This is a genomic window from Pseudodonghicola sp. (genome assembly GCF_048268305.1).
Classification (GTDB): Bacteria; Pseudomonadota; Alphaproteobacteria; order Rhodobacterales; family Rhodobacteraceae; genus Pseudodonghicola.
This window is the reverse complement of sequence record NZ_JBLWVT010000004.1, coordinates 329,066-341,580: the sequence shown is the minus strand read 5'-3', so window position 1 is coordinate 341,580 and position 12,515 is coordinate 329,066. Positions and strand designations below refer to the sequence as shown.

Genomic DNA, 12,515 nt, shown 5'->3' with positions numbered 1-12,515 from the left:
GAAGGTTCAGACCACCTGAACCGGCGCGGTCTGCTCCAACGGCCGGCCCGGGCGGGCGCCGGTGGGCTTGCCGAAGGCAAAGACCTCGCGGCCGTTGACGAAGACCCGGTCGATGCCATGCGCCGGCTGGATCGGGTTCTCAAACGTGGCGCCCTCGGCGATGGTGGCGGGGTCGAAGATCACCAGATCGGCAAAGGCGCCGACCGCGATCCGGCCGCGCCCGCCCAGACCGAAGCGATCGGCCGGCATCGAGGTCATCCGCCGCACGCCCTCCTCAAGACTGAACAGGCCGACATCGCGGGCATAATGGCCCAGCACCCGCGGGAAGGTGCCCCAGACGCGGGGATGCGGGTGTTTGCCGGTGGGCATGCCGTCGGAACAGATGATCGTATGCTCATAGGAGAGGATGCGCTGCACGTCCTCTTCCGCCATGATGAAGAAGATGCCGATGGCGGGCAGCAGCCGCTCCATCGCACCGTCGAGGTCGGTGTTCCACTCCCGCGCGATATCGGCCAGATCACGGCCGGCCATTTCGGGATAGGGCTGGCTTTCGGCCACGATCACCCGGGTCGCCTGCTTGTGCCGGCCCGAGTTCAGGATGGTCGACGAGGCGATCCAGGGTGTGGTGTCGAGGCCGACATCGCGCTGCCTCATCTCGTCGTCGATCATCTTCAGCGTGGTGGTGGACAGCCCGTGGTTGGCGAGGCCCGCGCATTTGTGGTGCGAGACATGCACGCCGCAGCAGGCTTCACGGCCGACGGTAAAGGTCTCCTCCAGCGCCTCGATCACCCGGTCGCCCTCGTCCCGCATATGGGTGACATAAAGCTTGCCGTGCTTATAGGCGACCTTGCCCAGCTCGATCAGCTCCTCGGTGGTCGAGGCGCGCGAGGGCGGATAGAACGGGCCGGTGGAAACGCCGATGGCGCCCTCGGCCAGTGCCTGATCCAGCAGGCGGCACATTACGGCCAGTTCGGATTTGGTGGCGGCCTTGGTCAGATCGTCCATCGCGTTGGCGCGCAGGGTCGACTGGCCGATCAGACAGGCGGCGTTGACCGCCGGCGGTTCCGCCGCGATGCGGTCGCGATAGGCGGCATAGGTCGGAAAGATCAGATCGGGGCGCCCGGCGATCGCGGCCAGCTGGCCCGGCATGTTCTCGGGCCGAACCACCGGCGCGATGGAAAAGCCGCAGTTGCCGTTGATCACCGTGGTCACGCCCTGATTGGTCATGAACTCCATGTCGGGATACATGAAAAGTGCGGCGTCATGGTGCACATGCGGGTCGATGAACCCGGGCGAGACGACGCGGCCCTCGGCCTCGATCTCGCGCCCTGCGGTCCAATGGCTCAGCTCCCCTGTCGCCACGATCCGGTCGTCGCTGACGGCCACATCGCCCTTGCGGCGCGGCGCGCCGGTGCCGTCAATGATCTCGGCCCCGCGGATGATGAAATCAGCGTGCATGATAGTCTCCTGACTTGGTTCGGAATTTCAGGTGGCGTCGTTGTCGGGCTGGGCCGGGCCATCGTCGCCGCACCAGCGCGCGACGAGATGGAGCAGGACAAAGACGATCATCACGGGCACCGCCACCGCGACCCAGACGGTCGAGAAGGGCAGCGCCTCAGCCATGGTGCGGCTGTGGCGCAGCAGGAAACCGCGGGCCGGATTCATGCCGGGGCCGTAGAAGACATAGAAGAGGATCGGCAGCAGATAGGTCAGAACGACGATGGATTTCATCGCCTCGGCGGCGACCCCGATCAGCCCCCTGGTGCTGGGCGCTCCGTTGAACAGGGCCGGGTCGAACCGGCGCTTGAAACTCATCGAGGCGCCGATCAGCCCGGCCCAGATCATCGCATAGCGGGCCAGTTCCTCGGTCCAGGCGGGAGGCTGCTGGAAGACATAGCGCGCCACCACCTGCAGCATGACGGCCCCCACCAGCACCACGATGGCGGCACCCGCCATCACCGTGGCCACGCGGTCGAGCCCGTTCGACAGGCCGATCATCATCTTGGCAGTTCGTTGCATGGGGACCGTCCCTTGGTTCGGATTACTTCGTGACCGCCGCGCGGGCGTCGATCCAGGCCTGCAGCTCGTCCGGGCTCAGCGTCTTGGCCCAGACCTCTTTCGACAGCTCGGCCATCTTGTCGCGCTCGCCCGGGGCCAGCTCGGTATAGGTCACGCCCAGGCTCTCGTGCTTGGCACGCACCGCCGGCAGCCAGTCGGCGACCCAGGCGCGGTTGGCCGCGATCCCGGCGGCGATGGCGGCGTCGATCTGCGCCTTCTCGGCATCCGAAAGGGCGGCGTACCAGTCTTCCGAGATCAGCACGATCCGGGTCGAGGGCGAGATATCGGCGGGGGTGTAGAACTTGAGGAAATCGGTATGCCCGGTGCGGATGGCCGAGTTCGGCGCGTTGAAATAGCCGTCGGCGACGCCGGTCTGGATCGCATTGGCCACCTCGGCCCAGGCGACGATGGTGCCGGTGGCGCCCAGCGTCTGGATGAAGTCGAGCTGTTCGGCATTCAGCGCCCGGAACCGCAGATCCTTCATGTCGTCGACCGTGGCGACCGGATGCTTGGCGTTATGAATGCCGATCGAGCCGCCGATATAGTTGAAGCCGACCAGCCGCACGCCGTTTTCAAGCAGCGGTTCGTTCATCTTTTCAAGGATATCGGTGTCGCGGGTGATGGCATCGAACTGATCGGTCGAGGCGAAGAAGAAGGGCAGCGCCACGCCCTTGACCAGCGGCGACATGCCATAGCTGGTCGAGGCGGTGGCAAGGTTGACCTCGACCAGCCCCTGGGCGACCTGGTCATAGCGTTCCTTTTCCGAACCGAGCGTGCCCGAGGGGAAGATCGAGACCGCGAAATCGCTTCCCTTCAGGGCATCGGCAAAGCCATGGGCAAAGGCCGCCTCGGCATTGGAGGCGGGATCGTCGACGCCGTTCATGGCAATCTTGACCTCGGCGGCCTGGGCGGCGGCAGTGGTGATCAGCGCCAGGGCGGTGGCGGCGAGGGTACGGGACAGAAAACTCATGGCAGGCTCCACTGTTGAAGTTTTATTTGGCCAGCCCCAGAAGGCGAGGCAGGGCGAGCGTCAGATCGGGGAAGAAGGTCAGCACCAGAAGCAGGACGACCTCGGCCAGGAAGAAGGGGAAGGTCGCGCGCATCAGCCGCCAATAGTCCATCTTGACCGTGGTCGCGAGGATCAGCAGCACGCCCCCCAGCGGCGGCGACAGCAGGCCGATGGTGATGTTGAAACAGATCACGATGCCCAGATGCACCGGGTCGATCCCCATCGCCAGCGCCACCGGAACGAAGATCGGCGCGAAAAGCGCGACGGCGGCCTTGACGTCCATCACCATGCCGGCGCCAAGGAAGATCACGTTGATCAGCATCAGGTATTGCAGCGGGCCAAGTCCCCAGCCCTCGATCACCGCCTTGATCGCCTGCGGCCATTGCAGCAGCGCCGCCAGATAGCTGAAGGTCGAAATCGCGCAGAGGATGACGAACAGCCCGCCCAGCATCACCGCGGTGCGTTGCAGGCTGGCACCGATATCCGCCAGTGATAGCTGGCCATATCCGATCCCGATCATCAGCGCCGCCACCACCGCCATCGCCGCCGCCTCGGCCGGGGTCATGAAGCCGAAGAGCGTGCCGCCGAGGATGATCACCGGCAGGGTCATCGCCGGCAGCGCCTTGAGGAAGGAGCGGAAGAAGGGCGGAACCTCCATGTCCTTGCCGCCGGGGTGATTGTCGCGATGGGCGTAATAGGCGTTCATCGCCATCAGCATGACGGCCAGCAGCAGCCCCGGCACGATACCGGCGGCGAACAGCGCGGTGACATTGGTCTCCATCAGCGCGCCGTAGAAGATCAGGATCGACGACGGCGGGATGATCGGCCCGATGATCGAGGAGGCGCCGGTGATCGCCGCGGCATAGTCGAGCGTATAGCCGCGCCGCTGCATCTCGGGCACCAGCGAGTTGCCGAGCGCGGCGGCATCCGAGACGGCCGAGCCGGAGACGCCGGCGAAGAACACCGAGGTGGCGACGTTCACATGCCCCAGCCCGCCCTTGAGCCGGCCAAGGAAGGACATGGTGAAATCGATCAGCGCCGAGGCCAGCCCGCCCCGGTTCATCAGATCGCCCGCGAAGATGAACAGAGGCATCGCCAGAAAGGCGAAACTGTCGAGCTGGCTGAACAGCCGCTGCGGCAGCACCGCCATGAAGCTCTCCCGCCCGGCGGCCACGAAGGTGAGAATGGCCGAGGCGCCGATCACATAGGCGATGGCAGAGCCGGCCAGCAGGCCGAGAACGGCAAAACCGAGAATGAATGGCGCGGGCATACCCGGATCGTCCCTGTTGTTGTTGCTTTGCGCCTACCTTGAGACGGCGTGGCAGATGGGGAAATAGAAAAGATTTGGCTTTCCCATAGTGTTTTTCTATGTCTCGGTGATCGTTCCCGTCCCGGAGGCCCCCCATGCGCCCGATCACCCTCCAGCGTCTGCAGGTGTTCTGCGCCGTCTACGAACAGGATTCGATCACCGCCGCCGCCCGGCAGCTCCGGTTGTCGCAGCCCACCGTCTCCCGCCATCTGCGCGATTTCGAGGCGGCGCTCGGCCTGTCGCTCTTTGTGCTGGACAGGGGGCGGGTGATGCCGACGGCCGAGGCCGACGCGATCTATCGCGAAAGCCGGTTCCTGTTCGAAGGTGTCAACCGGCTGGAAAACCGGATCGACGCGCTGCAGAAAGGGGTGGGACAGACGTTGTCGGTGATGACCATCAACATGCTGTCGATCCATTTCGTGCCCGAGGCCATTCGCCATCTGCTGACCCAGCTTCCCGGGCTGAGCGTGACGCTGGACACCGGCACGCTGGCGCAGCAGCTACATGCGCTGAAGGCCGGTCAGGTGGATGTCTGCATCGTCGCCGGCAAGATCCAGGTCGAGGATGCGGAACTGGAACGGATCGGCCAGGGCCGGCTGCTGCTGCTGACCCCACCCGACGGGCCTCTGGCCGGCGACGGCCCCCTGCCGATGCGCGATCTGAAGGCCAGTCCCTTGCTGGGCTCCACCCTGCGCGGCCCGGTGGGCAAGGTGCTGGGCGAGGCGCTTGTCGGGCAGGACATCGCCTTCAGCTCGCAGGTCACCGTCAACTCGCTCAGCCTGGTGCCGCCGATGGCCCAGACCATGGGGGTGGCATCGCTTGCCGATGAATTCACCGCCTATTTCCAGAACAACACCGGCTTCGCGGTCCGCGATCTCGACCCCGATCTGGTCTTCGACATCTATGCGATGACCGCCGGACCGGTCAGCCACCGATCGGCCGCGCGGTTGCTGATCCAGCGCCTGCGCGAACTGCTGGACGACTGGACAGCGGGCCATCGGCCGCCGCGGGGCCCCAAGGGATAGGGCGGCCATGCCCCGCGCCACCCGGCGCGATGATTGACGATTCGCACAAGCGCGCAGCGCAGAGAGCGGAAACCCGGCTTGCTGCGTAATTCTGATGCCATCAATTCCCGACATGGCAGAAAATTGTTCCACAAGAGCCCCAAAACGTGGAACTTGACGGCGCAAAACGGGCAACCTCACCGCAAACGCCATGACAGAGGGACCGACGCGGCGATGAACAAGCTTATGGCGACGCCCCCGGTGTCAGACCCCGGCCCCTTTGCCCGCACCCTGGACGAGCTGAGCCAGCGGGCGCGCGACGAAATCGCCTATCTGGGCGAGGAGACCCCGAACTGGGTTTCGCCCTGCCCCGACACCGATGTCGACGTTCTGGTGGTCGGCGGCGGCCAGAGCGGCCTGGCAGTCGCCTGCCTGCTGCGCCGCGCCGGGATCGGAGGCGTCCGGGTGGTCGATGCCGCCCCCGAGGGGCAGGAAGGTGTCTGGCTGACCACCGCGCGGATGCGCACGCTCAGAAGCACCAAGACCCTGCCCGGACCCGAGCTTGGCATCGCGGCGCTGAGCTTTCGCGCCTGGTTCGAGACCGCCTATGGCCAGCAGGCCTATGCGGCGCTGGAGCGCGCCAGCCGCGCCGATTGGGCGGATTATCTGGCCTGGTATCGCCGCACCCTCGGGATCGAGGTCGAGAATGACACGAGGGTCACCGCGATCCGCCCCCATGCGGCCGGGCTGGCGGTGGAGCTGACCAGCCCCGGCGGGACGAATACCTGCGTCGCCCGCAAGATCGTGCTGGCCACCGGCATGGGCGGATCGGGGCAGATGTTCATTCCCGAGACGATCACCTCGGCACTCGACCCGTCGTTCTACGCCCATACCGATATGCAGATCGACTTTGCCGCGCTGCGGGGCAAGCGGATCGGCGTTCTCGGCGCCGCCTCCTCTGCCTTCGACGTCGCCGCCACCGCGCTGGAACGGGGCGCGATCCGGGCCGATCTGTTCTGCCGGCATGACGATCTGAACCGCGTCACCACCATCAAGGGCATGGCCTATGCCGGGGTGATGGACCATTATCACGAGCTGCCCGACGCCCGGAAATGGGAGCTGATGCGGTATTTCTCCGCCCGCGCCGCCGGGCCGATCGGCAATACCGTCCGCCGCGCCACCAGGCTGGAGAATTTCCACCTGCACTTCGCCCAGGGCTGGCGGTCGATCCACCAGGAGGGTTCGGAGGTGGTGGTCTCGACCGGCACGCAAGAGCATCGGTTCGATTTCATCGTCGCCGGCACCGGCTATGTGCAGGATGTCACCGCACGCCCCGAGCTGGCAGGGTTGTCCGGCCAGATCGCGCGCTGGTCAGACCGCTTCACCCCGCCCGAGGGGGAGGAACAACCCAAGCTCGCCGCCTTCCCCTATCTCGGCCCGGGGTTCGAGTTTATGGAACGGGTCCCCGGCGCCCTGCCCGCGCTCGGCGATATCCATTGCTTCAACTCTGGCGCCAGCATGAGCCACGGCCGCGCGGTCGGCGAGATTGCCAGCCTGCGCCACGGTGTGCCGCGGTTGGTCCAGGCGATCGGCCGCGATCTGTTCCTCAGCGACTGGCCGGCCCATCGCCACCGGTTGCTGTCCTATGACATCCCCGACCTGACCGGAGAGGAATACGGCCGCGGCTGAGATCGCCGGCCGTCCGGCAGATGGCACCATCCAGCAACAGGCCGAGACCGACGCCGGGATCGCCATCCACATTCAGCTCGGTCCGCCGGCCCCTGGCGGTGATTTCACCTCCCCGGCGCGCCCGCCTCGCCGCTGACCTTGGCCACGTCGATGAAGCTGAGGGCAAGCAACTGTTCTTGAACCAGTCCAAGACAGAGCAAAGCCTGAGCCTCGACAAGTTACGGCCAGTGGCCTTTTGACGGGTGCGGTCAACGTATGTGGTTGAGGTATGTGGCTGTCGGCGCGAGGCCGCAAGTAAACACTTGAAGAATGATGAGAACATCAAGTGTAGATTGGGTGGCGGAGACGATGGGATTCGAACCCACGAGACCCTTCCGGGCCTACTCCCTTAGCAGGGGAGCGCCTTCGACCACTCGGCCACATCTCCGCCGACCCCTTTAATGTGCCGCATCGGCGGGGGCAAGCAGAAATCCGGGGCGCGGGGTGGAGAAATAATTGCTGGCGCCATCCCCAGGCAACGACGGAAACCGGCCCGGCAGCCTGGCCGGCCGGGGCGCGCAAAGGCCCGGAGCCTGGGTGGTCCGGGCCTGTCTTTCCTCGATATCGCAGGAACGAGAGATCAGGTGTTGAAGAGGAAGTGCATCACATCGCCATCCTTGACGATATAGCTCTTGCCCTCGGACCGCATCTTGCCGGCCTCCTTGGCGCCGGTCTCGCCACCGCAGGCGACGAAATCGTCATAGGCGATGGTCTCCGCGCGGATGAAGCCCTTCTCGAAATCCCCATGGATCACCCCGGCGGCCTGCGGCGCCGAGGTACCGGCGCGAATGGTCCAGGCGCGGGCCTCTTTCGGGCCGACGGTGAAATAGGTTTCCAGATGCAACAGCTCATAGCCGGCGCGGATCAGCCGGTCGAGACCGGCCTCTTCCAGCCCCATTTCCGACAGGAACATCTCGGCCTCTTCGGCGTCGAGCTGGCTGATCTCCTCCTCGATCCGGGCGGAGATCACCACATGGGCATTGCCCTGTTCGGCGGCCATCTTGGCGACAGCGGCGGAAAAGGCGTTGCCCTCGGCGGCGTCTTCCTCGGCGACGTTGCAGACATAGAGCACCGGCTTGGTGGTCAGCAGTTGCAGCAGCTTCCAGGCGCGGACATCCTCGGGGTCAACCTCGACCGTGCGGGCCGGCTTGCCTTCCTCGATGGCGGCCTGGGCGGCGGCCAGCAGGCGGTCCTGCTGCTGGGCTTCCTTGTCGTTGCCCTTGAGCTTGCGCACCAGGTTAGCGCGGCGCTTCTCGATGGATTCGAGATCGGCCAGCATCAGCTCGGTCTCGATGGTCTCGGCATCGGCGACCGGATCGACGCGACCCTCGACATGGGTGATGTCACCGTCCTCGAAGCAACGCAGCACATGGGCGATGGCGTCGACCTCGCGGATATTGGCCAGAAACTGGTTGCCCAGCCCCTCGCCCTTCGAGGCGCCCTTCACCAGCCCGGCGATGTCGACGAAGGTCATCCGGGTCGGGATGATGGTCTTGGACCCCGCCACCTCGGCCAGCTTGTCGAGCCGCGCGTCGGGCACCGCGACCTCGCCCACGTTGGGCTCGATCGTGCAGAACGGGAAATTCGCCGCTTGCGCAGCGGCCGTCTTGGTCAGCGCGTTGAACAGAGTGGACTTGCCCACGTTGGGCAGCCCCACGATCCCCATCTTGAAGCCCATCTCGGCCCTCCGCATCATCGGTTTCGGCGCCTTCTATGCGGTCAGAGCCCACACTGCAACGGGCTCCTCCACCTGCGCCCCCGGTTGCGGCTTAGAAACCCCGGCGAACATGCATCATGAACGCCAGCTCGCCCTCCCCTCCCCGGGCGGGGCGCGCTTTTCGCGCCGGTGAACATGTCGAAATCCGTGCCGGATTTCGCCGCCCCGCCACCCCCTTTGCCATTGATTTCCCCCCGCGTATTCGACAAACCGGAACCGCAAGACTGACGAGGGCCAGAGATGACACGGATTGACGCCAAATTCGCCGCGCTGAACGCAGAGGGCAAGAAGGCCTTTGTCGCCTATGTGATGGCGGGCGATCCGGATTACGACACCTCGCTCGAAATCGTCAAAGGCCTGCCGGGCGCCGGGGTCGACGTGATCGAACTGGGCCTGCCCTTCACCGACCCGATGGCGGATGGCCCCACCATCCAGGCCGCCGGCCAGCGCGCGCTGGATGCGGGCATGACGCTGAAGAAGACCCTCGCGCTCGCCACCGAATTCCGCAAGACCGACGACACCACCCCGATCGTGCTGATGGGCTATTACAACCCGATCTATTCGATGGGTGTTCCCGCCTTTCTCGAGGCCGCGACGGCCGCCGGCATCGACGGTCTGATCGTGGTCGACCTGCCGCCCGAGGAAGACGCCGAACTTTGCCTGCCGGCGCAGGCAGCCGGGCTGAACTTCATCCGTCTCGCCACGCCGACGACCGACGACAAGCGGCTGCCGAAGGTGCTGCAGAACACCTCGGGCTTCGTCTATTACGTCTCGATCACCGGGATCACCGGCGCGGCCGAGGCGCAGGCCGGGGACGTCGCCCCCGAGGTCGCCCGCATCAAGGGGCAGACCGATCTGCCGGTGATCGTGGGCTTCGGCATCAAGACGCCGGACACCGCCCAAGCGATCGCCGGGGTCGCCGACGGCGCCGTGGTAGGTTCGGCCATCGTGTCGCAGATCGCCAGCGGCAAGCCGGTGGCCGAGGTTCTGGCCTATGTCAAAACCCTGTCGGACGGCGCGCATCGCGCCTGACGACCGGGGTTAGAACAGCCTAATCCGCCGGCCGTCGCCGCATCAGGTGAATGCCGGAATATTCGGCCACCAACTCGTCTTTCTGATTGAAGACCTCGCTCTTCACCGTCATCCGGCCGCGGTCGGGCCGACTGTCGGATGCCTTGCTGGCGGTCACCTCGGCCCGCACCCTGAGACAATCGCCCGGGCGCACCGGCCTGATCCAGCGGATGTTCTCCAGCCCCGGCGAGCCCATCGAGGCCTCAGCCCAGAGCCCGCTGTCGTACCAGAGCCGGAAAGCGGTGACTAAGGTGTGCCAGCCGCTGGCGATCAACCCGCCATAGATGGTCTGTTCCGCCGCGGCCTCGTCCAGATGGAAGGGCTGCGGGTCCCATTCCCCGGCGAAGGACAGGATCGCCTCGCGGCTGATCTCCCGCGCCTCGGTCTCATGCACGAACCCCACCGGGAAATCCTCGAAATAAAGCGTCATCCTCGCCTCCTGCCGCGCGCTCCTGCCTGCCATCCTCGCCGGCAGGCCCATCCCCGGGAACCATGCGACCCGGCGCACGCTTTTGCAAATTGGCAGATTGTTTAATCGTCCCGGCATTGGTACCAAAACCTGACCAATCCTAAGGCGAAAGGGCCGGCGCCATGGCGGTGATCACCAATATCCAGGATCTCAAGCGCATCTATGAACGGCGCGTGCCGCGGATGTTCTATGACTACGCCGAAAGCGGCAGCTGGACCGAACAGACCTTTCGCGACAATACCAGCGACTTTCACGATATCCGCCTGCGCCAGCGGGTGGCGGTCGACATGTCGGGCCGCTCCACCGCGACCGAGATGATCGGCCAGAAGGTGACCATGCCGGTGGGTCTCTCTCCGGTCGGGCTGACGGGGATGCAGCACGCGGATGGCGAGATGAAGGCGGCCAAGGCGGCGCTTGATTTCGGGGTGCCCTTCACGCTCTCGACCATGTCCATCAACTCGATCGAGGACGTGGCCGAATACACCCGCGCGCCCTTCTGGTTCCAGCTCTATACCATGAAGGACGAAGATTACGTGCGCCGGCTGATCCAGCGCGCCAAGGATGCCAAATGTTCGGCGCTGGTGATCACGCTCGACCTGCAAATCCTCGGCCAGCGGCACAAGGACCTGAAGAACGGCCTTTCCGCCCCGCCCAAGCTGACCCCGAAGACGATTGCCAACCTCGCCACCAAATGGCGCTGGGGGATCGAGATGCTGGGCGCCAAGCGGCGCTATTTCGGCAATATCGTGGGCCATGTGCATGGCATTTCCGACACCTCGCAACTGGGCGCCTGGACGGCCGAGCAATTCGACCCGACGCTCGACTGGGGCAAGATCGCCAAGCTGATGGAGCAATGGGGCGGCAAGGTGATCCTGAAGGGCATCCTTGATCCCGAGGACGCCAAGATGGCGGTCAAGCTGGGGGCCGATGCCATCGTGGTGTCGAATCACGGCGGCCGGCAACTGGACGGCGCGCTCAGTTCGATCCGCATGCTGCCGGCGATCCTCGACGCCGTGGGCGGGCAGACCGAAGTCTTCCTCGACAGCGGCATCCGCTCGGGGCAGGACATCCTCAAGGCCATGGCGATGGGCGCCAATGGCACCATGATCGGTCGCGCCTTCGTCTATGGTCTCGGCGCCATGGGGCAGCAAGGGGTGACCACCGCGCTCGAGATCCTGCGCAAGGAGATGGACACCACCATGGCACTCTGCGGCGAACGCAACATTGCCGGGCTTGGCCGTCACAACCTGCTGATCCCCGAGGATTTCAGCGGCCGCTGGCAGGACTGAACCCTCGCCGCACGATCGAAGGACAGGGGGGCGATCGGGAAAACCCGACCGCCCCCTTTTCTTTTGCCCGGAATCCGTCTATAGGCGCGGCTTCACGCGGGGCTACAGCCTTGGAGGAGCCCCGCCCTTACATTGGAGTATAGAACATGGCTGGAGAGATTCCTGATCTCGTAGCTCTGGAACGGACGGGGACGGGCAAGGGCGCCGCTCGTCAGGCACGCCGCAACGGCATGGTGCCGGGCGTTGTCTTCGGTGGCGACGAAGCCCCGATCGCGATCCAAATCCCCTTCAACGTTCTGCTGAAGAAGCTGAAGGCGGGCAAATTCAAGTCCACCCTGTGGAACCTGAAGATCGAAGGCCGCGAAGACGTCCGCGTGATCTGCCGCGACGTGCAACGCGATGTGGTCAAGGATCTGCCCACCCACCTCGACCTGATGCGCCTGCGCCGCACCTCGCGGATCAACCTGCACATCCCCGTTGAATTCATCAACGAAGAAACCGCCCCCGGCATCAAGAAGGGTGGCGTGCTGACCGTGGTTCGCGCCGATATCGAGCTGATGGTGACTGCCGGCGATATCCCGGAAAAGATCGTCATCGACCTGACCGGCAAGGAAATCCACGACTCGATCACCATCTCGGACGTTGATCTGCCGGCCGGCGCCCAGCCGACCATCGACCGCGATTTCGTGATCGCCACCATCTCCGCTCCGTCGGGCCTGCTGGCCTCGGGCGGCGACGAAGAGGAAGCGGAAGAGTAATTCCGCCCGACTTGATCGTTTTGAAACGGGGTCCTTCGGGGCCCCGTTTTTCGTTGTCTGATCTCGACCCCAATGCCCTGCCGCGCCCAGGCGCAGCCGCATT

General features: G+C 65.3%; 11 protein-coding genes and 1 tRNA gene. 5 read left to right on the top strand and 7 right to left on the bottom strand.

The features are described 5' to 3' along the window. Positions 1–6: 6 nt before the first annotated feature. Genes ACN0V4_RS09775 through ACN0V4_RS09760 form a run of 4 tightly spaced genes read right to left on the bottom strand, consistent with a single transcriptional unit; the run spans position 7 to position 4,337 of the window. Positions 7–1,458 carry an N-acyl-D-amino-acid deacylase family protein gene (locus ACN0V4_RS09775; RefSeq protein ID WP_417675489.1) on the bottom strand — a complete coding sequence of 484 codons (1,452 nt, stop codon included), beginning with the start codon at positions 1,456–1,458 and terminating at the stop codon, positions 7–9. Between the two features lie 27 nt (positions 1,459–1,485). Further along, positions 1,486–2,019, bottom strand: a complete 534-nt coding sequence (locus tag ACN0V4_RS09770) for a TRAP transporter small permease (protein WP_417675487.1) — start codon at positions 2,017–2,019, stop codon at positions 1,486–1,488. Between the two features lie 22 nt (positions 2,020–2,041). Then, the gene (locus tag ACN0V4_RS09765) at positions 2,042–3,028 is read right to left on the bottom strand and encodes a TRAP transporter substrate-binding protein (protein ID WP_417675485.1); all 987 of its coding nucleotides are present in this window, start codon (positions 3,026–3,028) and stop codon (positions 2,042–2,044) included. 22 nt (positions 3,029–3,050) lie between these two features. After that, positions 3,051–4,337, bottom strand: coding sequence for a TRAP transporter large permease (locus tag ACN0V4_RS09760; protein WP_417675483.1), 1,287 nt, complete (start codon positions 4,335–4,337; stop codon positions 3,051–3,053). Positions 4,338–4,471: 134 nt separating this feature from the next. On the opposite strand from ACN0V4_RS09760, the gene ACN0V4_RS09755 reads away from it, so the two are divergent. Both ACN0V4_RS09755 and ACN0V4_RS09750 read left to right on the top strand, forming a co-directional pair. Further along, positions 4,472–5,401, top strand: coding sequence for a LysR family transcriptional regulator (locus tag ACN0V4_RS09755; RefSeq protein WP_417675481.1), 930 nt, complete (start codon positions 4,472–4,474; stop codon positions 5,399–5,401). A gap of 213 nt (positions 5,402–5,614) precedes the next feature. Continuing rightward, entirely contained in the window at positions 5,615–7,069 is a 1,455-nt protein-coding gene (locus ACN0V4_RS09750) for an NAD(P)-binding domain-containing protein (protein WP_417675479.1), read from the top strand. A gap of 337 nt (positions 7,070–7,406) precedes the next feature. Here the strand turns inward: ACN0V4_RS09750 and ACN0V4_RS09745 are convergent. After that, positions 7,407–7,496, bottom strand: a tRNA-Ser gene (locus tag ACN0V4_RS09745). 192 nt (positions 7,497–7,688) lie between these two features. After that, complete coding sequence (gene ychF, locus ACN0V4_RS09740) at positions 7,689–8,786, bottom strand: redox-regulated ATPase YchF (protein ID WP_417675477.1); 1,098 nt, start codon at positions 8,784–8,786, stop codon at positions 7,689–7,691. Between the two features lie 279 nt (positions 8,787–9,065). Here ychF and trpA point away from each other — a divergent pair, with 279 nt between their 5' ends. Continuing rightward, positions 9,066–9,857 (top strand): tryptophan synthase subunit alpha, encoded by a 792-nt coding sequence (trpA, locus tag ACN0V4_RS09735; protein ID WP_417675475.1) that lies wholly within the window; start codon positions 9,066–9,068, stop codon positions 9,855–9,857. 19 nt (positions 9,858–9,876) lie between these two features. Here the strand turns inward: trpA and ACN0V4_RS09730 are convergent, their stop codons facing one another. After that, positions 9,877–10,326: a MaoC family dehydratase gene (locus ACN0V4_RS09730; RefSeq protein WP_417675473.1), complete on the bottom strand. Its 450-nt coding sequence runs from the start codon at positions 10,324–10,326 to the stop codon at positions 9,877–9,879. Between the two features lie 161 nt (positions 10,327–10,487). On the opposite strand from ACN0V4_RS09730, the gene ACN0V4_RS09725 reads away from it, so the two are divergent. Both ACN0V4_RS09725 and ACN0V4_RS09720 read left to right on the top strand, forming a co-directional pair. After that, on the top strand, positions 10,488–11,654 hold the full coding sequence (locus ACN0V4_RS09725; protein WP_417675471.1) for an alpha-hydroxy acid oxidase: 1,167 nt from the start codon (positions 10,488–10,490) through the stop codon (positions 11,652–11,654). A gap of 146 nt (positions 11,655–11,800) precedes the next feature. Continuing rightward, positions 11,801–12,412, top strand: coding sequence for a 50S ribosomal protein L25/general stress protein Ctc (locus tag ACN0V4_RS09720; protein WP_417675469.1), 612 nt, complete (start codon positions 11,801–11,803; stop codon positions 12,410–12,412). The last annotated feature ends 103 nt before the right edge of the window (positions 12,413–12,515 follow it).